General features: G+C 68.5%; 18 protein-coding genes. 12 read left to right on the forward strand and 6 right to left on the reverse strand.

Features of this window, described 5'->3' with window-relative positions; translation table 11 throughout:
* The first annotated feature begins 15 nt into the window (after positions 1–15).
* The 5 genes from BKN51_RS41455 (at position 16) to BKN51_RS41475 (ending at position 4,251) form a co-directional block, all read left to right on the forward strand.
* The gene (locus BKN51_RS41455) at positions 16–1,776 is read left to right on the forward strand and encodes a substrate-binding and vWA domain-containing protein (protein ID WP_101612746.1); all 1,761 of its coding nucleotides are present in this window, start codon (positions 16–18) and stop codon (positions 1,774–1,776) included.
* Position 1,777: 1 nt separating this feature from the next.
* Positions 1,778–2,293, forward strand: a complete 516-nt coding sequence (locus tag BKN51_RS41460; protein ID WP_101612747.1) for a hypothetical protein — start codon at positions 1,778–1,780, stop codon at positions 2,291–2,293.
* A gap of 50 nt (positions 2,294–2,343) precedes the next feature.
* Entirely contained in the window at positions 2,344–2,709 is a 366-nt protein-coding gene (locus tag BKN51_RS41465; RefSeq protein WP_101612748.1) for a hypothetical protein, read from the forward strand.
* A 29-nt stretch (positions 2,710–2,738) separates the two neighbouring features.
* Complete coding sequence (locus BKN51_RS41470) at positions 2,739–3,440, forward strand: Crp/Fnr family transcriptional regulator (protein ID WP_037307965.1); 702 nt, start codon at positions 2,739–2,741, stop codon at positions 3,438–3,440.
* 121 nt (positions 3,441–3,561) lie between these two features.
* Complete coding sequence (locus BKN51_RS41475; RefSeq protein WP_101612749.1) at positions 3,562–4,251, forward strand: hypothetical protein; 690 nt, start codon at positions 3,562–3,564, stop codon at positions 4,249–4,251.
* A 202-nt stretch (positions 4,252–4,453) separates the two neighbouring features.
* Here BKN51_RS41475 and BKN51_RS41480 read toward each other — a convergent pair whose 3' ends face one another.
* From BKN51_RS41480 to BKN51_RS41495, 4 genes are all read right to left on the reverse strand, one after another.
* Positions 4,454–5,890, reverse strand: coding sequence for a DUF1996 domain-containing protein (locus tag BKN51_RS41480; RefSeq protein ID WP_101612750.1), 1,437 nt, complete (start codon positions 5,888–5,890; stop codon positions 4,454–4,456).
* Positions 5,891–6,199: 309 nt separating this feature from the next.
* Positions 6,200–7,717, reverse strand: coding sequence for a tripartite tricarboxylate transporter permease (locus BKN51_RS41485; RefSeq protein WP_101612751.1), 1,518 nt, complete (start codon positions 7,715–7,717; stop codon positions 6,200–6,202).
* Positions 7,717–8,214: a tripartite tricarboxylate transporter TctB family protein gene (locus BKN51_RS41490; RefSeq protein WP_101612752.1), complete on the reverse strand. Its 498-nt coding sequence runs from the start codon at positions 8,212–8,214 to the stop codon at positions 7,717–7,719. Before BKN51_RS41490 ends, BKN51_RS41485 begins: the two co-directional genes overlap by 1 nt.
* Entirely contained in the window at positions 8,211–9,179 is a 969-nt protein-coding gene (locus tag BKN51_RS41495; protein ID WP_101612753.1) for a Bug family tripartite tricarboxylate transporter substrate binding protein, read from the reverse strand. The genes BKN51_RS41490 and BKN51_RS41495 overlap by 4 nt, the downstream gene beginning before the upstream one ends.
* A 132-nt stretch (positions 9,180–9,311) precedes the next feature.
* Between BKN51_RS41495 and BKN51_RS41500 the strand changes: the two genes are divergently transcribed.
* A complete protein-coding gene (locus tag BKN51_RS41500) occupies positions 9,312–10,859 on the forward strand; it encodes a sensor histidine kinase (protein WP_101612754.1) in 1,548 nt (515 codons plus the stop codon).
* Positions 10,856–11,518, forward strand: a complete 663-nt coding sequence (locus tag BKN51_RS41505) for a response regulator (protein WP_101612755.1) — start codon at positions 10,856–10,858, stop codon at positions 11,516–11,518. The genes BKN51_RS41500 and BKN51_RS41505 overlap by 4 nt, the downstream gene beginning before the upstream one ends.
* A gap of 17 nt (positions 11,519–11,535) precedes the next feature.
* On the opposite strand, the gene BKN51_RS41510 is transcribed toward BKN51_RS41505, so the two are convergent.
* A complete protein-coding gene (locus tag BKN51_RS41510; protein WP_101612756.1) occupies positions 11,536–12,321 on the reverse strand; it encodes an isocitrate lyase/PEP mutase family protein in 786 nt (261 codons plus the stop codon).
* 16 nt (positions 12,322–12,337) lie between these two features.
* Positions 12,338–12,916, reverse strand: a complete 579-nt coding sequence (locus tag BKN51_RS41515; RefSeq protein ID WP_101612757.1) for a TetR/AcrR family transcriptional regulator C-terminal domain-containing protein — start codon at positions 12,914–12,916, stop codon at positions 12,338–12,340.
* A 140-nt stretch (positions 12,917–13,056) separates the two neighbouring features.
* On the opposite strand from BKN51_RS41515, the gene BKN51_RS41520 reads away from it, so the two are divergent.
* From BKN51_RS41520 to BKN51_RS41540, 5 genes are all read left to right on the forward strand, one after another.
* A complete protein-coding gene (locus BKN51_RS41520) occupies positions 13,057–14,376 on the forward strand; it encodes a DHA2 family efflux MFS transporter permease subunit (RefSeq protein ID WP_101612758.1) in 1,320 nt (439 codons plus the stop codon).
* Between the two features lie 115 nt (positions 14,377–14,491).
* A complete protein-coding gene (locus BKN51_RS41525; protein WP_101612759.1) occupies positions 14,492–15,694 on the forward strand; it encodes an ROK family transcriptional regulator in 1,203 nt (400 codons plus the stop codon).
* 349 nt (positions 15,695–16,043) lie between these two features.
* Positions 16,044–17,243 (forward strand): ROK family transcriptional regulator, encoded by a 1,200-nt coding sequence (locus BKN51_RS41530; protein WP_101612760.1) that lies wholly within the window; start codon positions 16,044–16,046, stop codon positions 17,241–17,243.
* The gene (locus BKN51_RS41535) at positions 17,240–18,742 is read left to right on the forward strand and encodes a sugar ABC transporter ATP-binding protein (protein ID WP_101612761.1); all 1,503 of its coding nucleotides are present in this window, start codon (positions 17,240–17,242) and stop codon (positions 18,740–18,742) included. The genes BKN51_RS41530 and BKN51_RS41535 overlap by 4 nt, the downstream gene beginning before the upstream one ends.
* The gene (locus BKN51_RS41540) at positions 18,739–19,755 is read left to right on the forward strand and encodes an ABC transporter permease (RefSeq protein WP_101612762.1); all 1,017 of its coding nucleotides are present in this window, start codon (positions 18,739–18,741) and stop codon (positions 19,753–19,755) included. The genes BKN51_RS41535 and BKN51_RS41540 overlap by 4 nt, the downstream gene beginning before the upstream one ends.
* The last annotated feature ends 9 nt before the right edge of the window (positions 19,756–19,764 follow it).

The raw sequence follows: 19,764 nt of genomic DNA on the forward strand, positions 1-19,764 counted from the left end.
GCTAGGGGGCGGCACATGCGGAGATCAGGCTGGCTTTCGCTCGTCTTCGGCGCGCTCGTCGGGGCGGTCGTGATCGTTCTCCTTTCGGCCACGGTCACCGCGCCCTCGAACGCTGCCAGGACCGACTGCGTGCGGCTGATCACCAGTTCTTCCACGGAGAAGGGCGACCTGATCGGGGAACTGGCCGAGCGGTACAACAACACCGACCGGACGTTCGACGGCGGCCGGTGCGCGAAGATCGAGGCGTTCAAGAAGACCTCGGGTGCCACGCTCGACCTCATCGCCGACGGCTGGAACGACCTCGACGAACGGCAGCCCGAACCCCAGGTCTGGATGCCGAGTTCGTCGCTCTGGCTCGATCTGCTGCGTCAGCGCGGCAAGGGGGACCTGCTCCAGGGCGGCCCGAAGACCTCGCTCGCGACGAGCCCGATGGTGATCGCGATGCCGGAGCCAATGGCGAAGGAACTGGGCTGGCCCGAGAAGGGCATCGGCTGGCGGGACGTGCTCGAGGTGAACCGCAACGGCGGCTGGGCCTCCACCCGGTCGAAGAACGCGCAGTGGGGGAACTTCACGCTGGGCAAGGACAATCCGCGCCGCTCGACCTCGGGGCTCGCCGCGACCATCTCGACCTACTTCGCGGCGACGGGCGGCGACTACGGCAAGATCGAGTCGGCGGACGCCGTGCAGTTCGTCCGCGGCATCGAGGCGTCGGTCGCCTACTACAGCGACGATTCGGTGGCCTTCCTGAAGACGTTGTACGAAGAGGACCGGAAGAAGCCCACGCCCTACATCAGCGCGATGGCGATGCAGGAACAGATGGTCTACCTCTACAACCACGGCGCCCCGACCGGTGATCCGAAACAGCTGCAGGACAAGCCCGCCCCGCTGAACCGGCCGCTCGTCGCCGTGCATCCGGACGAGGGCACGATGCTGATCGATCATCCCTTCCTGACCACGGCGAAGGCCTCGCCGGAACAGCGCGAGGCGGCCAAGGACTTCTACGCCTTCCTGCGGGAACAGGCGCAACAGGACCGTTTCCGCGATCTCGGCTTCCGCGATCCCGAGGGCCGCGGGAACGACAAGCTCGCCAAGGGCGTGCACACCGACGGGATCGCCGAACCTCAGGCCATCAGGATCCCCACCGGTGAACAGATCCAGAAGATGCTCGACGGCTGGGAGTACACGCAGCGGCGCGGCCGGATCCTCCTGGTGCTGGACCTGTCCGGGTCGATGAACGAACCGTTCGACAAGAACCGCAAGGACAAGCCGTACTCCGAGCCCCGGATCGACCTGTTGAAACCCGCGATCAAGAAACAGCTCGAATATCTGCATCCCGAGGACGAAGTCGGGTTGTGGACGTTCTCGACGAACGGGCCCGAGGAAAAGATGCCGATCGGCAAGGTGAAAGACGTCCGGGGGCCGATGCTGAACCTGGTCGACAACCTGACCCCGAAAGGGGAAACGGCACTGTACAAGTCCGTGGTGGACGCCAACGACAAGATGCGGCGGGAGTTCGACCCGAACCTCATCAACGCCGTCGTCTTCCTGACCGACGGGGAGAACACCGCGCCCGGGACGACCAAGGAACAGATGCTCCAGGCCGTGGACGCGGAGCGGCTGGACAACTCCGTCCGGATCTTCACCATGGCCTACGGCGCGCAGGCGGACAGCCGCGTGCTGGACGAAATCGCGCTGAAGTCCAAGGCGCGCAGCTACAAGGCCGTGGATCCGCAGGGCATCGACAAGATGTTCGTCAACGTCTTCAGTAACTTCTGACATGGCCGATCACGACAACCGGCCGTTCCACGTCGTCGCCGGGGTACTGACGCTGATCGCCTGCCTGCTCGGTCACGCGGTGACCGTGCCGCATCCGCAGGCCTGGCTCTTCGGCGGCGTGGCCGCCTTCGCCGTGCTGTTCCCCGCCGAAGTCGCGTTCTTCGTGTTGAACGGCAAGCGATCGAAGAGGAGGGTGCGCGAGGTCCGCGCGCCGGAGCCCGCCGCCGTCTACGACCACTACAGCCTGCTCGGGCGGGCGCTGACGGCCATCGAAATCGTGCAGCCAGGCGAAACGGAGCTTTCGGCGGTCTTCCGGCGAGCGGTGGCGAGACTCGAAAAGCTGAAGGGCGAGAACTCGTCCGCGGTCGTCGAACTGCGCGTCACGGTGAAGCAGACCACCGAGAAGCTGGAGCGACACGCGCGGGACGAGAACCCGGATCCGGTGATGCTCGTCGAGCGGATGAGGCTGTACCGGGAAGGGCTCGAAGACGCCATCGCGGTGGTCGAACCACGCTGAGTGTTCGGTGCCGAACAGACTACGGCCGTGCGTCATGCTGATCTGACAGCATGCCGTTGATCGGGCGCCGGGTTGTCGAGGGCGTGGAACATGTGGTCGTACCGGTGGAGCACCGGTTCAGCCTGGAGGAAGCCGTGCTGGCGGTGATGGCCGCCAAGAGCACCGTGCGGCCCGCTCCAGGAATCAAGGTCGCTCCGTTGAAGGTGTCGGAGGTACGGTCAGCGCTGCTATACGCGGCGAAGCACGCCGACAGGCGACACCAGATCGTGGACAGCTATTTCGTCGAGGCCGAAGACGGACCGTTGCACCGGCTGGCCGAGTGGATCACGTCGGAGTTGGTCCGGCTGGGCATTTTCACCACCCACGATGGTTCCGCCGCCGGATCGGGTGGCCGATTCGGTTACTCTCCGCGATAGGTGTTCACGACTGCCTGGGAGGGTGTTTCGTGGGTTTGGGCCCAGAGGCCGCCGAAGAGAGAGAACGTCCGTTCCTGGAGCGACTGGACGAACCCGTCCGTGCCCGGTTGCTGGAGATGGGCACCCCGCAGACCTACGAGAGCAGACAGGCGCTGATGCGGGCCGGTGAGCCCGGCGACTTCGTCATGCTGCTGCGACACGGCTACGTGAAGGTGACCAGCGCCGACCGGATGGGGGCGACGGTCATCCTCGACGTCGGGGTGCCCGGCGATCTGCACGGCGAGATCGCGGTGATCGCGGGCGGGATCCGGATGGCCGACGTCGTCGCCATCGAGGAGGTCCACGTCCGGCGGATCGCGGCGAGCGAGTTCAACCGTTTCCTGCTGGACCATCCGTCGGCGATGCGGGAGGTGCTCGTCAGTGTCGCCCGCCGGTTCGTGCTCGCCCAGCGACAGCGGACGCAGTCCTGGAAACCGCAAGCGGTGGCGAGGGTCGCGACGCGACTGGACTACCTCGTCGACGTCTGCGGGATCAGGACGCCCGCCGGCTGGCGGATCGGGATCCCGCTGAGTCAGGACGAACTCGCGCAGTTCATCCCGATGGGACGGACCATGGTCGCGCAGGCACTGGACAAGCTCCGGAAGGCGGGAGTTGTGGCCAGTTCGCGCCGTGCGATCACTGTCGTCGACCGCGAAGCGTTGCGGGTGATCACGGAAAAAGGTGTGACTTAGCTCACTGGCGTTGACCAGGGCGGGGTCAGGTTCTGTTCGGTTCCGAACAGAACTTCCGGTGACGAGTGGGAACACTGCTTTCTGCCGCCAGTTTTCACCGATCAGGGGAGGGGTCGCAGAGATGCAGGTGCTGACCTCAGGCCACTACAACGCGCACACCCACGCCGTACTGTCCGTCGACATCGTCGGTTCGTCCAAGGCCAGTGATGACCTGCTGGACCCGATGAAGACCGAGATGGAGACGCTGGTCTCCCGCTCGTTCACCGCGGTCGGGCTCGCGCCGGGGGAAGCGCGTCACTTCCGGGAGACCGGGGACGGGCTGATGGTCGCGTATCCGGACCGGGCCGTCGGGCAGCTCTGCGAGGTCGTGTTCCACCTGGACCATCTGCTTCGGACCCGTAACCGCTACGCCCGTGTCCCGATGCGGGCCCGGGTGGCGGTCCATATGGGACCGATGGCGGACAACCACCGCTACCACCGCACGTACATCACGCTGACCCGGCTGCTGTGTGCCTCGACCTTCAACGACGCCGTCGGCTACTGGTGCCGGTTGGACCCGACGGGCGACAAGTTCGGCGCCGGGATGATCGTCTCGCAATCGGTGTTCCGCAACGTGGTCGAACCGTTCGGGGTCGCGCTGGTCCCGCCCGCCCGCTGCGCCAGGATCAGCGTCACGACCCCGGATTTCGCGGACAGCGCGTGGATCCACCTGCCGGGCTTGGACGCGGACGCGGTCCTCGCCGAGCTGAACCCCGCCGTCGCGGTGCCGCTCGTGTTCGACCGGGTGAGCCGGTTGTCCACGACGGCCTGACCCCGAGACCGGGCGGTCCGGCTTCCAGGGAGGGAAGGCCGTATCGCTCGCCGGTTTCTGGCCCGGTACCCCTACGCCGGGCCAGAAACCGGACCCCCGGCGCGGGGGGTGGGGGCGCGGGTCATCCCCGCCGCGCCCTCGCTACGAGCCTCGTGAGTGGTAAAGACGGTTAGAACCGTCTTTACCACTCACGAGTTTGTCGTTATTGCCTGCAGCGCTTTCCGCTGTTGACGCATTTCACCAGCTGGTTCATCAACCGCTGCGACATGACGTTCGCGAAGTCGTCGTGGTCGGAGCGCGGGTTGTGCTTCTCCTGCGCGAACGCGTCGACCGCGTACTGCCCGGCGGCCTGGATGTTCGGCGGGATGTTGTACACCAGCGTGATCCGCAGCTGCGGCACGTTCTTGAAGCCGCGCGGGCATTTCCCGTTGCGGTCGGAGAACACGATGTGCGTGCGGTGGTTGGCGCTGTCGGTGTTCTTCCCGTCCCAGCAGTTCGGGAACGCGTGGATGCGCGCGACCTTGCTGCCCCGCGGGCAGATCGGGTACAGCTCGGTGAGCCGGTCCTCGAAGCCGGTGCAGGTCCAGCTGGGCCGGGCGTTGGCCGGGCCGTTGGTGCTCTGCTTGGCGTCGCCGTAGAGCACGCGCAGGAACTTCGGCATCGCGACGACGCGGCGGGCGCCACCGCTGGTGAAGGTCAGGTCGACCTTCTCGGGACGCTGGATCTCGCCTTCGTTGTCGCCGATCTCGTTGTTGTCGTCGACGCCGGGCAGATCGGCGGCGTTCCCGTCGGACTTCTTCTTCTCGGCGTCGCCGGCTTTGCTGACGTCGCTGTTCTGGCCGCCGTTGTCGAGGCCGCCTTCGCCGTTCTGTTTCACCGCGCAGCCGGCGAGCTGGTCTTCGTTCTTCGCGACCGGCTTGCCCGCCTGCTTCATGGCGTCGCTGATCTGCTTGATCGACGGCTTTCGCTTGTTCTTCAGCTCTTCGAGCACCTGGGCGGCCTGTTTCCCTTGTGCCAGCTGGCCGTCCGCGTTGTCGGACTCCTTGTCGAGCTTGTCGAGGTTCTCGTCGATCGCGGGCATGGCCTGGTCGGGGACCTCGTCGAGTTCGCTCGCGACGTCGGGACAGTCGACCTGGGGTGCGGCCTCGTCCTTGGCCGCGTTCGCGCGGTCGGCGGCGAGCTTCGCGTCGGCCGCCCGCTCGTTTTCTTCCTCTTCCTCGGTGTTGATCCGGATGACCGGCCAGAAGTAGGCGGATTTGTCGCCGTTCTTGCAGGTGGTGCCCGCGCGCAGCAGGCTCTTGTTGTTCGAGTCCGCGTTGGTCGAAAGATTCCCGACGTAGTCGTGGAGATGCTCGGCTCCGTTGCGGACACCGGGCTGCGCGATGAAGTTGTCGCCGTTGAAGTGGCCGTTCTCGTTGCGGCCACAGTCGACGGTGAACGTCCCCCGGGCGCCTCGTTTCGCGAGGTCGAGGTTGACGTTGTTGCCGCGGGGGACCTTCGCGATGTCGATGAAGAACGACTTGTCCGCGCCGTCGGCCCTGGCCGCGTCGGGGGTTCCGGTCGTGTTGATCACGACGATCCCGCCGACGGCGAGGGAGAGCGCGATGGCGCCGGTGGCGACCTTGGTACGGCGTGCCATGCGGTGGCGGCCGGCGGATCTTTGGTTACGGGGCATGAACTTGTTCACCTCGTTCGGTGTCGTTGCGCGAAGCCCGGGGGATGCGGCGCCGGCAGCGCCGGCGTCACTGACTCCGCGTTGGCTGAAACGGCCCCAGCGGACAGCCGGTTCAAAACGCGATCTCTCCGTTACCTTTTCGTTATATTAAATCGAGGTGATGCCCCGCACACGTACGGCGACCGGAAGGGGTTCAAACCGTGCGGCGACGGTACGAAAGAAGGCCCGGTCTCGGGGCAGTCGAGACCGGGCCTTCCTTGTGATTCCCACTGGTCAGGCGTCCACCTTGTCCTTGGGCTCCGCCTCGTCGGCGGTGGGACGGGCAGGCAGGAAGCGCTTGATCAACGGGAAGAACAGGATCAGCAGGATGATCACGTAGACCACGATCGCGAACGGGGTGTTGAACAACCCGGTCAGGCTGCCGTCGCTCAGCTGCAGCGCGCGCCGCATCTGCTGCTCGGCGGCCGGGCCGAGGATGACGCCGATGATCGCCGGCAGCACCGGCAGGCCGTAGCGGCGCATCGCGAAGCCGATCAGGCCGATCACGAACATCACCAGCAGGTCGAAGATGTCCGCGTTGACCGCGTACGCGCCGACACTGGCGAAGAACAGGATGCCCGCGTAGAGGTACGGGCGCGGGATCCGCAGCAGTTTCGCCCACAGCGGCGCCAGCGGCAGGTTCAGCACCAGCAGCAGCGTCAGCCCGACGAACAGCGAGGCGATCAGGCCCCACACCAGCGACGATTCCCGCTCGAACAGCAGCGGTCCCGGCTGGATGCCGTACTGCTGGAACGCCGCCAGCATCACGGCTGCGACCGCGGTGGTCGGCAGGCCGAGCGTCAGCATCGAGACCAGCGTTCCGGCGGCCGACGCCGAAGCCGTCGCCTCCGGACCCGCGACGCCTTCGATGGCGCCCTTGCCGAACTCGTCCTTGTGCTTCGAGAGCCGCTTTTCCGTGACGTACGAGAGGAACGTCGGGATCTCGGCGCCACCGGCGGGAACCGCGCCGAACGGGAACCCGATGAGCGGTCCGCGCAGCCACGGCTTCCACGTCCGCTTCAGGTCGGCGCGCGACAGCCACGGCCTGCCGACCGGGATCGGTTTGAACGCGTTGCGCCGCAGGTGCGCGGCGACCCACAGCGACTCGCCGACCGCGAACAGCGCGACCGCCACGATCACCACGTCGATGCCGTCGGCCAGGTGCAGCGAGCCGAAGGTCAGCCGCTGCTGGCCGGTCATCTCGTCCAGGCCGACCAGGCCGATGGTGAGGCCGATCAGCAGCGACGCCACGCCGCGGATCCGGGAGCTGCCGAGTACCGAGGTGACCGCGATGAACGCCAGCACCATGATCGCGAACAGGTCCGGCGCGCCGATGTCGACCGCGTGCTTCGCGATCACCGGGGCCAGCACGACCAGCGCGATCGTGCCGAGGATGCCGCCGACGAAGTGCCCGATCGCGGCCGCCGCCAGTGCTTGCGCGCCGCGGCCCTTGCGGGCCATGGGATTGCCGTCGATCGCCGCCACGACCGCCGCGCTCTCGCCAGGGGTGTTCAGCAGGATCGACGTCGTCGAACCGCCGAACATCCCGCCGTAGTAGATGCCGGCGAACATGATGAACGCGCCCGTGGGCTCCAGTCCGTAGGTCACCGGGAGCAGCAGTGCCACCGCCATGGCCGGGCCGATGCCCGGCAGCACGCCGATCGCGGTGCCCAGCAGGACCCCGATCGCCGCCATCGCGATATGGGTCGGGGTCAGCGCGGTACCGAAGCCGTCGATGAGTTGCTGGAACATCAGAACACCTCCATCAACGGGCCACCGGGGAGCGGGACACCGAGCAGGTTGTTGAAGACCAGGAAGGTCGCGACGGACATGCCCGCCGCGATCAGCGGGTCACGCACCAGGTTCCGGCTGCCGAGCGCGTACGCCGCGCCCCAGAACAGGATCGCGCCCGAGATCGGGAAACCGACCAGGCCGATCAGCGCCGCGTTGGCGAGGAAAGCGGCGCACAGCAACAGAACCGTGCGCAGATCGGCGGGCTCGGTGAGGTCGATGTCCTCGCCGCCTTCGGCCTCGCCCTTGCCGCCGCGCAGCACGTCGCGCGCCAGCAGCACGGCGACGAGCAGCAGCAGCGAACCGACCAGGATCGGCACCGCCTTCGGCCCCACCGGCCCGCGCTGGGCGAAATCGGTGGGAATGCTCAGCGCGTCGGTGAGCACCAGCACGCCGAGCACCAGGAGTACCACGCTCACCCCGAGTTCGGAGCGCTCCTTCAGCCACGTGGTCGTCATGCCAGACCCAGCTCTTTCAGCACCGTTGCCACTCGCGTGTTCTCCTCTTCGAGAAACGAACCGAACTGCTCCCCGGGCGCGAACGCTCCGGTCCATCCGTTGCGCTGCAAGGCTTCCTGCCACTGCGGCGTCTTCTGCAGCCGGTCGAACAGGCTCACCAGCTTCGCGCGGTCCGCGTCCGTGATGCCCGGCGGAGCGACGATGCCGCGCCAGTTGGTGAACTTGACGTCCACGCCGGACTCCGAGAGCGTCGGCGCGTCGACGCCGGGGATCCGCTTCTCGCTGGTCACCGCCAGCACCCGGAGCGTGCCCGCCGCGATCTGGTCGCGGTACTCGCCGATGCCCGAGACACCGAACGCGACCTTGCCGCCGAGGACCGACGCGAGCAGTTCCCCGCCGCCGTCGAACTGGACGTAGTTGACCGCCTTGGGCGCGAGCCCGACGGCCTTCGCCATCAGCATCGGCGCCAGGTGGTCCGGCCCGCCGGGCGACGAACCGCCGCCGACCTGGACCGCGCCGGGATCCTTCTTCCATGCCTCGATCAGCTGACCGATGTTCTGGTACGGCGAATCCTTGCCGACCACGACGATGTCCGACTCTTCGATCAGTTTCGCCACCGGCGTGGTGTCGAGCAGCGAAGACGGCGACTTGTTCGTGAACACGCTGCCGACGACGCCGAGCCCCATGGACATGACGAGCTTGCCGTTGCCGCGTTCGGCCACCGTGCGGCCGAGGCCGACCGTGCCGCCGGCGCCGGGGAGGTTGAACACCTCCGCGTTGCCGAGCAGGTCGGCGTCTTCCATCGCCTTGGTCGCCGTGCGGGCCGTGATGTCGTAACCACCGCCGGGCGCGTTGGGCACGAGTACCCGCAACGACCGGATCTGCGAGCCCTCGTCGGCCTCGCCACCCGGGGTGAGCAACGGTGGCACCAGCAAAACGGCGACGAGCGCCGCTGCGATGGCCAACCAGTTACTGGGCTTCACTGTGATCCCCGCCTCTCTGCCGCGTGGTTGGACATGTTGCACTCGTGTAAACAGAGATGTCCCGCTTGCGGGCCCAATGGTTGTTGTGGTCGTTTTGGTCACGCGGAGGTGGCGATGGGTGCTCGGGGTTCCTTGGCCCGCCAGCTCCTCGTGTGGCAACTGGTTGTCGTCACCTGCCTACTGTGCGCGGTGGGCGTACTGGCCGTCACCCAGGCGGGGAACAACTTCCGCACGACGGAGGGGCGCCGGGTGCTTTCGGTCGCGGAGAGTGTCGCCGCGCAGGGGGTCGTGGGCGACCTCGAGAACGGTCCGTTCGAACTGAACGCCCCCGCCGAAACCGCGCGGAGCTTCTCGGGCGTGGACTCCGTCGTGATCGCCGGCGCGGACCGCTATGTGCTGGCGTCACCGGATCCGGGTCAGCTGAGGACGACGCTCGACATCGGCGAGAGCACCGTCCTTTCCGGACGGTCGTGGGTCGGCGAACTGGACGGCTCGATCGTGGCGCACGTCCCGGTGCTCGACGCGAAGGGCGGCAGGGTGGTCCGCATGGTCGCCGCGGGCTCGAAGTCGCCCGGCTTCTTCGCCGGCGTGCTCGACTCGCCGGACAACGCCCTGCGGGTGCTGGGGGTCGCGCTGGTGATCGGCGTGAGCGGTTCGCTGCTGCTGGCGCGGCGGGTGAAGAACCAGACGCTCGGCCTGGAGCCGCACGAGATCACCGCGCTGGTGGAGAACCGGGAGGCGCTCCTGCACGGGATCAAGGAGGGCGTCGTCGGGCTGGACCCGCAGCACCGGATCACCCTGGTGAACGATCAGGCCCGCGCGCTGCTGGCGCTGCCGGAGGACGCCGTCGGCCGGTCGGTCGAGGACCTCGATCTCAACGACCGGATCCGCGATCTGCTCACCGGCCGCGCGACCGGCGCCGACCAGATCGTGCTGCGGCAAGGGAAGGTACTGACGCTGAACCGGATGCCGATCGACGAACGAGGGGCCGTGGTCACCCTGCGGGACCGCACCGACCTGATGACGCTGCGGGACGAACTCGACGCCAGCAAACACGCCACCGACACGTTGCGGGCGCAGGCGCACGAGTTCAGCAACCGGCTGCACACCATCTCCGGGCTGCTGGAACTCGAGGAATACGAAGAGGTTCGCGGTTACGTGAGCCGGATCAGTTCGGCGCAAGGGGAGTGGCGTGCGGAGGTCGGTTCGCGCGTCGGCGATCCGGCGGTGGCGGCGCTGCTGATCGCGAAGGCGTCGCTGGCCGCGGAACGCGGTGTCGGGCTGCGAATGGCGCCGGACAGCGAACTGGACCGCGTCGAGGACGCGCTTTCCACGGATTTGGTGACGGTGCTGGGAAATCTCGTCGACAACGCGTTGGACGCGCTGAGTTCGGCCATGCGGGTCGGCGAACGGGGCTGGATCGAGGTCGGGGTCTGGCAGGAGGAGGACGAAGTGCGGGTGGAGGTCCGTGATTCGGGTCCGGGAGTCGCCCCGGAGATCGCGGAAGAAGTGTTCAAGCACGGCTTCACCACGAAGGCCGCCGCACACGGTCAGCGTGGTCTCGGGCTCGCGCTGATCCGGCAGGCGTGTGTCCGGCGGGGCGGTTCCGTCGAGGTGCACAACGACGACGGTGCCGTGTTCACCGCGAGGTTGCCGCGATGATCCGGGTCCTCGTCGTCGACGACGATTTCATGGTCGCGAAAGTCCACAGTGGATACGTCGCGCGCACGGACGGGTTCGCCGTGGTCGGGGTCGCGCACACCGGCGCCGACGCGATCCGGCTGGCGCGGGAACTGAAGCCGGATCTGGTCCTGCTCGACGTCTATCTTCCCGATCTGGACGGGCTTTCGGTGCTGCGGGAGCTGCGGGCCACCGAAGACGTCGACGTCATCGTGATCACCGCGGCGACCGATGTGGAAACCGTGCGGCAGGCGATGCGGGGCGGGGTCCTGCACTACCTGATCAAGCCGTTCGAGTACGCGTCCCTGCGGGATCAGCTGACCCACTTCGCCACGCTGCACCAGCGGCTGGACAGGCTCGCCGAGGCCGGGCAGGCCGACGTCGACCAGGTCTTCGGCGCGCGGCCGAGCGCGAAACCGGTGCTGCCCAAGGGACTCACCGCGGAGACCGCGCGGCTGGTGGAGACCGCGCTGCGCGGCGCGCCCGCCGGGATCTCCGCGAGCGAATGCGCCGAGGCGACCGGCGTCGCGCGGGTGAGCGCGCGCCGGTACCTCGAGCATTTCGTGGCGACGGGGAAGGCCGAGGTGACCCTCAAGTACGGCGGGACGGGACGCCCCGAGCGCCGCTACCTCTGGTCCTGACCCCCGCGACTAGAGGACTACTTGCGGGGGTTCAGCAGGCCGTTGAGGACGCCGTAGTCCACGGACTCTTCGAGGCGCGAGTAGGTGCCGGTCGAGAAGAGCTCCCGGGCGCTTTCCCGTGCGACGGCGTACGCGGCCTGGCTGATCCCGGAGCCGACGCTCACCCGCGCGACCCCGAGCGCGGCCAGTTCCTTGACGCTCGGCGCACCGGGGTGGGCCATCACGTTCACCGGCGCGTCGATGCCTTCGACGAGCGCGGCGATCACGGAGGGGTCGGTGGCGCCGGGAACGAAGATCCCGTCCGCGCCCGCCGCCAGGTACGCGGCCGCGCGCTCCAGCGTTTCCGGCACGCCGCCGAGCCCCCTGAGGAAGGTGTCGATCCGGGCGTTGACGAACACGTCGCCGTCCGCCGCGCGGGCCGCCGCGATCCGCGGGACCACCTCTTCGGGTGGACGCGGGCCGTCCTCGATGTTGATCCCGGCCGCACCCGCGGCGACCACGGCCGCGACGGTCTCGCCGACGTCGCCGGGAGTGTCCCCGTAGCCGCCTTCGATGTCCGCGGTCACCGGAACCGTTGCGAGGCGGGCGATCCGGGCGATCAGGTCCACCGCGAGGTCGCGGCCGAGCAGGTCGCCGTCGGGCGCGCCGAGGCTCCACGCCACCCCGGCGCTGGTGGTGGCGATCGCGGCGGCGCCCGCGTCCTCGATGAGCCGGGCGCTCGCGACGTCCCACGCGTTGGCCAGCACCAGCGGGCTCGACGGGACGTGCAGGGAACGGAACAGCCGGGCGTTGTCGGTCGTCATGCCGCCATTCCAGCAGTTATGCGACATCCTGGTCTGGCGGTTTTGCGACATCGACGTCCGCCCGGAGTCCGGCGATCAAGCGGGCGAGACCGTACTCGAAGGAGGCGGCCGGATCCTCGGCATGGTCGACGGCCGAGTCTCCCTCGACGTGCTGCTGTTCGTCGATCGCGCAGCCGAGGGTGTACCGGCTGACGGCGAGGATCGCGTGCGTCGCGTCCTCTTCGGTGAAGCCCGCTTCCCGCAACGGTTTGACCAGCGGCGTCATCGCCGAGCGCCCGGTCGGGCGGGAACCGGCGTGCAGGCGGGCGCCGTCCCGGTAGGACAGCAGCGTGCGGCGGATGGTGCGGGCGCGCCGGGTCAGCCACCCGGCCCAGTCGTCCATCGCCGCGAGATCGTTCAGCGGGGCGAGGTTGTCGTCCAGCATGGTTTCGGCCATCTGGTCGAGCAACGCCTGCTTGCTCTTGAAGTGCGTGTAGAGCGCGGGACCCCGCACGCCGAGCTTCTCCCCGAGCTTGCGCAGGCTCAAGCCGTCCAGCCCGACCTCGTCGAGGAGTTCGAGCGCGGCTCGAACGTAGCCATCCCGTCTCACGACCATGGGCACACTTTCGCCGGTCCGTATCGGACTTGACAACTCCAGTCGATCTTATCACTGTTAAGATCTTAACAGTGATAAGAAAGGCAGGTAGGATGATCGGGCGTGCCGCTGACGAGCGCATTACCCCCGCTTTGTGGGGGATGGCCTCGATCTTGACCCTCGGCGGGTTCCTGTCGATGTTCACCTCGACCGTGGTGAACATCGCGCTCGGCACGATCGTGGCCGGATTCCGTGCCTCGCTCGGTACCGCTCAGTGGGTCGCCACCGGCTACCTGCTCGCGCTCGCCGCGATGGTGCCGGTGAGCGGCTGGGCGAGCCGCCGCTTCGGGACGACCCGGCTCTGGCTGCTGTGCGTCGGCCTGTTCGCGGTGTTCTCCGCGCTCTGCGCGATGGCGACGTCGATCGAGGCGCTGATCGTTTTCCGTGTCCTGCAAGGCGCGGCGGGCGGGCTGCTGGTCCCGGCCGGGCAGATCCTGTTCGCGATGACGGCGGGGCCGGAACGGCTCGGCCGGATGATGGCCGTGCTGAGCATCCCGATCTACCTCGCGCCGGTGCTCGGGACCCTGTTCGGCAGCGTGCTCACCGAAGGGCTCGGCGTGCCGTGGCTGTTCCTGGTGAACGTGCCGCTCGCGGTGCTCAGCCTCCTGCTGGGCCGGAGATGGCTGCCGAGGGAGACTCCCGCCGGCGCTGAACCGCTGGACCTGCGCGGGTTGGCCCTCACCGTGACCGGGCTGCCGTTGCTCGTTTTCGGCGTCGCGGAAGCCGCCCCGGTCCCGGCGATCGCAGGGGCGGTCCTGCTCGCCGTCTTCGTGGTCACCGCGCTGCGGTCGCGGGCGCCGTTGCTCGATCTGCGGCTGTTCCGCGACCGCGCGTTCTCCTCGGCCGCCGCCGTGATCTTCGGGATGGGGGCCGCGCTGTTCGGCGCGATGATCGTCCTGCCGCTGTACTACCTCGACGTGCGCCACGAGAGTCTCGTCGCCACCGGGTTCCTGACCGCCCCGCTGGCGCTCGGCACGGTCGCGGCACTTCCGCTGGCCGGCAGGCTGACCGACCGGATCGGCGGCGCCCGGGTGATCTTCGCCGGGCTGATCGTCACGATCATCGGGACGGTGCCGCTGGCGCTGCTCACCGGATCCGACGACTACTGGTGGCTCTCGGCCGTGCAGGTCGTCCGCGGCTGCGGCATCGGCCTGACCACCACCCCGGCGCTCGCCGCCGGGCTGATGCTGGTGCCCCGGGAGCGGATTTCCCACGCGATGCCGATCTTCGCCATGCTGCAACGGATCGGCGGATCCTTCGGGACGTCGATCCTGACCGTGGTCGTCTCCGTGGGCTTCGCCGCCGCTCCGGGGTCCGCGTCGGTCATCGCGGACACGCATCGGTGGATCGCCGGGATCACCGCGATCGTGCTGATCCCGGCGTGGATCCTGATGCGCGCCGAAAAGTCCACAGTGGACTAGAAGGCTTCCGTGGGTTTGTTCCCGCCAGGGCGTCACCGAAGGTTCCGAATGTCGTGAGCGAGTCTTCGCCGTGGCATTCGGGACACCCCGGGGAGAACGCCGTAGGCTCGGCTGAATGAGCACGGCATCCACCACGGAGCATCCGATGGTCGAAACCCGGCACCAGACCCAGTTGCTCACCCTGCTGCGGGACGAGGGCCCGATGTCCCGGGTCGAACTGGGGGAGCGGCTGGAGCTGCCGCGTGCCCGGGTGGGTGCCGAAGTCGCGCGCCTCGCCGAGGTCGGCCTCGTCGAAACCGCGGGTCCGTCGGCGAGCCGGGGCGGCAGGCGGTCGACGCTGGTGCGCCTGGCGGGAGACCTGCGCGTGCTCTCCGTCGACATCGGCGCGACCTCGGTCGGGGTCGCCCTCACCGACGCTTCGTGCGAGGTGCTGGTGCACACCGTCGAGGACTGCGACGTCCGGCAGGGACCGCACGCCGTTCTCAAACGCGTGAGCGCCCTCGCGGAGAAGATCCGCGAGGAGGCGCCGGGCAAGCTGATCGCCGCCGGGATCGGCCTGCCGGGGCCGGTGAGCTTCGCCGAGGGCATGGCGGTCGCGCCGCCGATAATGCCCGGCTGGGACCGGTTTTCCGTCCGCGACCATCTCGGCGGGCTGCTGGGCTGCCCGGTCACCGTCGACAACGACGTGAACTCGATGGCGCTCGGGGAACGGCACGCCGGGGTCGCCCGCTCCACCGACGACCTGGTGTTCGTCAAGATCGGTACCGGCATCGGCTGCGGGATCGTGCTGGGCGGCAAGGTGTACCGCGGTGTCGCGGGGACCGCGGGCGACATCGGGCACATCCGTCTCGACGACTACGGGCCCACTTGCGTCTGTGGTGAGACCGGTTGCCTGGAGGCGTACTTCGGCGGCGCCGCGCTGGCCCGCGACGGACTGACGCTCGCGCGCAGCGGCCGGTCGGCGTACCTCGCCGACGTCGTCGCGGACCGCGGCGCGATCACCGCCCAGGACGTCGGCCGCGCGGCCGCGTCGGGCGACTTCGGCGCGGTCAACCTGATCCGCGACGGTGGGCGGCGGCTCGGCCAGGTGGTGGCCTCGCTGGTGAGTTTCGTGAACCCGGGCATGGTCGTGATCGGCGGTGGCGTGGCGCAGCTCGGCCATCAGCTGCTCGCCGAGATCCGCAGCTCGGTCTACCGGCGGTCGCTGCCGCTCGCGACCGGGAACCTGCCGATCGTGCTGTCCGAACTGGGGGACACCGCCGGCGTCATCGGGGCCGCCTGGTCCGCCACGGACCGTGCCTTCACGCTGAGTAGCTGACCGCGCTCGGCTCTGCGGTATCGCGCGTGCAATGAAGGGGACTTTCATTGCAAATTTCGCAATGAAAGTCCCCTTCATTGCACGCGCTGGCGGCGGAGCGAAGCGGGCTCCGGAAGCGCTGAGTGACCTCCCAGCCGCACGGTGAGCACCCACCTGATTCCGATTAGTAACGTCAAGATCGTACAGACTTTCGCTCGATAAGTACGAAAGTCTGTACCGATCTGGACGGCTATTCGGGTGACGGCGGGCATTTCTGTCCTGTTGTCACCTTGACGAGTGACACGCACCACCCTACTTTCGCTGGCTAAGTAACAAAGTTTGTTACGGCCGATTCGTAAGTGAGGGCAGTGTGGCCGCGACTGATCCACGCACGGCGAACCTCGCCGCGCTCCTGCGTGCGTTGCGTGGGGGGCCGCTTTCGCGCACCCAGCTCGCGGCGCGCTGCGGGATCACCAAAGCGGCCGTCTCCGGGTTGATCACCGAGCTGTCCGAACGCGGCCTCGTCCGCTCCGCGGGACTGCAGGCCGGCGGCAACGGCAGGCCCAGTCAGCTGGTCGAGCTGAACGGGGCGAGCGCCTACGGGCTCGCGCTCAGCGTCGAGGCCGATCGCTTCGCCGCCGTCGTCACGAACCTCGACGGCAGCGTCGTCGCCGAGCGCACGGAGACCGCCGACGTCGCCGCGCTCGGTCTCCACCGGAGCATGGACGAGCTCGCTTTCCTCGCCGGGCAGGTGCTCCGCGACGATCTCCCGGTCGGCGTCACGGTGTCCGTTCCCGGCCTGGTCGATTCGGCCGCCGCGGTGCTGCGGTTCGCGCCGACCCTGCGCTGGCGCGACGCCGAGATCGCCGATCTGCTCGCCGCCCGGCTCGGGCTGCCCGCCGACGCCATCGCGGTCGACAACGAGGCCAATCTCGCCGCGGTCGGCGAGGCCGTCGCCGGTGTCGGGCGCGGCGTGCGGGAGCTCTTCTACCTCAGCGGCGGGATGGGCGTCGGCGGCGGACTCGTGTCCGGCGGCGCGATCCTGCGCGGTGCCAGGGGTTTCGCGGGCGAGGTCGGGCACATCACCGTGGACCCGTCCGGCGAGCAGTGCCAGTGCGGCCGGGTCGGCTGCCTGGAGACCAAGGCGGGGCTCAACGCCGTCCTGCGCGGCGCCGCCTCACCCGGCGACCCGCTGCACGACCCCGCGCTCGGCGTCGACGGCCGGGTCGGGTTGCTCAAGCACCGTGTCCAGCGCGGTGATCAGCGCGCGGTCGCCGCGGTTTCGGAACTCGGGGTCGCGCTCGGCGTCGCGGTGTCCACCGTGGTCGACGTGCTCGACCCGGACGTCGTGGTGCTCGGCGGCTACTTCGCCGAACTGGGCGAGTGGCTGGTCGAGCCGGTGCGCCGCGAACTGTCCGCGCGTCCGCTCGGGCACGAGCCCGCCTGCCGCGTCGAGCCGTCCCCGCTGGGCACCACCGCCCCGCTGCGCGGCGCCGCACATCTCGCCACCGAACGGCTTTTCGCCGATCCGACGCTCGTCCCGTTCGTCACCCAGGAGGCACCGGCATGACCCTGCTTTCGGTCCGGGGGATCGTGAAGACCTTTCCGGGGGTGCGCGCGCTCGACGGGGTCGACTTCGACGTCGAACCCGGCGAGGTGCACTGTCTCCTCGGCCAGAACGGCGCGGGCAAGTCCACGCTGATCAAGACCCTCGCCGGGGCGCACCGTCCCGACGGCGGCGAGATCTTCTGGCAGGGCGAGCAGGTCACGCTGCCCTCGCCGGTCGCCGCCCTGAAGATCGGGATCGCGACCATGTACCAGGAACTCGACCTGGTACCGGGACTTTCCGTCGCCGACAACATCTTCCTCGGCCGCGAGCGCGCGTCGTTCGGCTTCACGCGGATCAGCGAATCCCGCAAGAAGGCCGCTCAGCTGATGGCGAGGCTCGGGCATCCGGAGATCACGCCGTCGACCGAGGTCGGCAAGCTCTCCGCCGCCGGACAGCAGCTGGTCTCGATGGCGCGGGCACTCGCGTACGACGCGAAGCTGCTGGTGATGGACGAGCCCACCGCGGCGCTGGCGGGGGAAGAGGTCGACAACCTGTTCCGCATCGTCGGCGAACTGACCGCCGAGGGCGTCGCGATCATCTACATCTCCCACCGGCTCGAAGAACTGCGCCGGATCGGCCACCGCGTCACCGTGCTCAAGGACGGCAAGACCGTTTCCACCGGCCTCGACGCCAAGGAGACGCCGACCTCGGACCTCGTCGCGCTGATGGCGGGCCGCAAGGTCGAAACCGTGTTCGGCCCGCGTCATCAGGAGCACGTGGACCCGGACACCGAGGTCCTCAAGGTGGAGAACCTGACCACCGTCGGCGAGTTCGAGAACGTGAGTTTCACCGTGCACGCGGGTGAAGTCGTCGGTATCGCGGGTCTCGTCGGCTCCGGCCGCAGCGAGCTGCTGGAGACGATCTTCGGCGCCCGCAAGCAAGACACCGGTTCGGTGTCGGTCGACGGAGAGCCGGTCCGGGCGGGCAGTGTGTCCGCGGCGGTCAAGGCCGGGATCGGCCTGGCGCCCGAGGAACGCAAGAGCCAAGGACTGCTGCTGGACCTGCCCGTCGTGCACAACGTGACCCTGGCGAGCCTCGGCAAATACGCGACGTTCGGCTTCACCGAGCGGTCGAGGGAATTGGAAGACGCCGGGGAAAGCCTGCGGCGTCTCGATCTCCGGCCCGCCGACCCGCACCGGATCATCCGCACGCTGTCGGGCGGCAACCAGCAGAAGGCGGTGCTCGCGCGCTGGCTGGTCCGCGGCTGCCGGGTGCTGCTGCTGGACGAGCCGACGCGCGGGGTCGACGTCGGCGCGCGGGCCGAGCTGTACCGGCTGATCGAGGAACTGGCCGCGACCGGGGTCGCGATCGTGCTCGTCAGCAGCGAGATCCCCGAAGTACTCGGACTGTCCGACCGGGTGCTGGTGCTGCGTGAAGGACGTGTCCTGGCTGAAAAGCCGTCTGCGGAGCTGACAGAGGCGGATGTGCTCGACGTGATTCTCGAGGGGAGTGCGGCGTGACTGACCAAGCCGAGTCGGTGCGTACGGGAACCGCCGTGGAACCCGTGCCACCCAAGAAGAAGGGGCTCGCCTTCTCACTCGATTCCCGGCTGCTCGCGCTGACCGGGGTGCTGGTGATCCTGTGCGTCGTCGGGAGCGTGACCCGGCCCGACCAGTTCTTCACCGAAGGCAACATCTCGACGATCCTGCGGCTCGCCGCGGCGATCGGCGTGGTCAGCGTCGGGATGACGTTCGTGATCATCGCCGGCGGCATCGACCTCTCGGTCGGGTCGATCGTGGCGCTCTCCAGCGTCTGGCTGACCACACTGGCCACGCAGTCCTACGGACCGTGGGTGATGATCCTTTGTGGACTCCTCGTCGGCCTCGGCTGCGGTCTGGTCAACGGGATCCTGGTGTCCTACGGGAAGATCGTGCCGTTCATCGCGACCTTGGCGATGTACGTCTCGGCCCGCGGGCTCGCGGAACGCATCAGCGGCCGCCGCACGCAGGTGGTCGCCGAGGCGGGCTTCCTCGAGTTCTTCCGCGGTGACCTGCTCGGTATCCCGGTGCTGATCTGGATGTTCGCGCTGGTGTTCGCGGTCGGCTGGGTGGTGCTGAACCGCACCACGTTCGGCCGCCGCACCTTCGCCGTCGGCGGCAACGCCGAGGCGTCGCGCCTGGCGGGCATCAACGTCAAGCGGCACACCGCACTCGTCTACGGCGTCGCCGGCCTGTGTTGTGGCATCGCCGCGCTGATGGTCGTCGCCCGCACCACCGCGGGCGCCTCGACCAACGGCATGCTCTACGAACTCGACGCCATCGCGGCGGTCGTCATCGGCGGCACGCTGCTCACCGGCGGCCGCGGCTCGCTCATCGGCACCCTGATCGGCGTGCTGATCTTCACCGTGCTGTCCAACATCTTCACGCTCAACAACCTGGACACCGACATCCAGAACATCGCCAAGGGCGTGATCATCGTGCTGGCCGCGCTGCTCCAGTTCCGCTCCGTAAAGAAAACCAAGACGAGTACTTGATCACCGTGG

Origin of the sequence: Amycolatopsis sp. BJA-103 (genome assembly GCF_002849735.1) — a bacterium.
Taxonomy (GTDB): domain Bacteria; phylum Actinomycetota; class Actinomycetes; order Mycobacteriales; family Pseudonocardiaceae; genus Amycolatopsis.

Coding starts and splice junctions, on each gene's coding strand:
- BKN51_RS41510 (WP_101612756.1), bottom strand. CDS start 12,321: ATGACGACCGACAACGCCCGGCTGTTCCGTTCCCTGCACGTCCCGTCG.
- BKN51_RS41455 (WP_101612746.1), top strand. CDS start 16: ATGCGGAGATCAGGCTGGCTTTCGCTCGTCTTCGGCGCGCTCGTCGGG.
- BKN51_RS41505 (WP_101612755.1), top strand. CDS start 10,856: ATGATCCGGGTCCTCGTCGTCGACGACGATTTCATGGTCGCGAAAGTC.
- BKN51_RS41525 (WP_101612759.1), top strand. CDS start 14,492: ATGAGCACGGCATCCACCACGGAGCATCCGATGGTCGAAACCCGGCAC.
- BKN51_RS41535 (WP_101612761.1), top strand. CDS start 17,240: ATGACCCTGCTTTCGGTCCGGGGGATCGTGAAGACCTTTCCGGGGGTG.
- BKN51_RS41515 (WP_101612757.1), bottom strand. CDS start 12,916: ATGGTCGTGAGACGGGATGGCTACGTTCGAGCCGCGCTCGAACTCCTC.
- BKN51_RS41500 (WP_101612754.1), top strand. CDS start 9,312: ATGGGTGCTCGGGGTTCCTTGGCCCGCCAGCTCCTCGTGTGGCAACTG.
- BKN51_RS41485 (WP_101612751.1), bottom strand. CDS start 7,717: ATGTTCCAGCAACTCATCGACGGCTTCGGTACCGCGCTGACCCCGACC.
- BKN51_RS41480 (WP_101612750.1), bottom strand. CDS start 5,890: ATGGCACGCCGTACCAAGGTCGCCACCGGCGCCATCGCGCTCTCCCTC.
- BKN51_RS41475 (WP_101612749.1), top strand. CDS start 3,562: ATGCAGGTGCTGACCTCAGGCCACTACAACGCGCACACCCACGCCGTA.
- BKN51_RS41520 (WP_101612758.1), top strand. CDS start 13,057: ATGGCCTCGATCTTGACCCTCGGCGGGTTCCTGTCGATGTTCACCTCG.
- BKN51_RS41490 (WP_101612752.1), bottom strand. CDS start 8,214: ATGACGACCACGTGGCTGAAGGAGCGCTCCGAACTCGGGGTGAGCGTG.
- BKN51_RS41465 (WP_101612748.1), top strand. CDS start 2,344: ATGCCGTTGATCGGGCGCCGGGTTGTCGAGGGCGTGGAACATGTGGTC.
- BKN51_RS41460 (WP_101612747.1), top strand. CDS start 1,778: ATGGCCGATCACGACAACCGGCCGTTCCACGTCGTCGCCGGGGTACTG.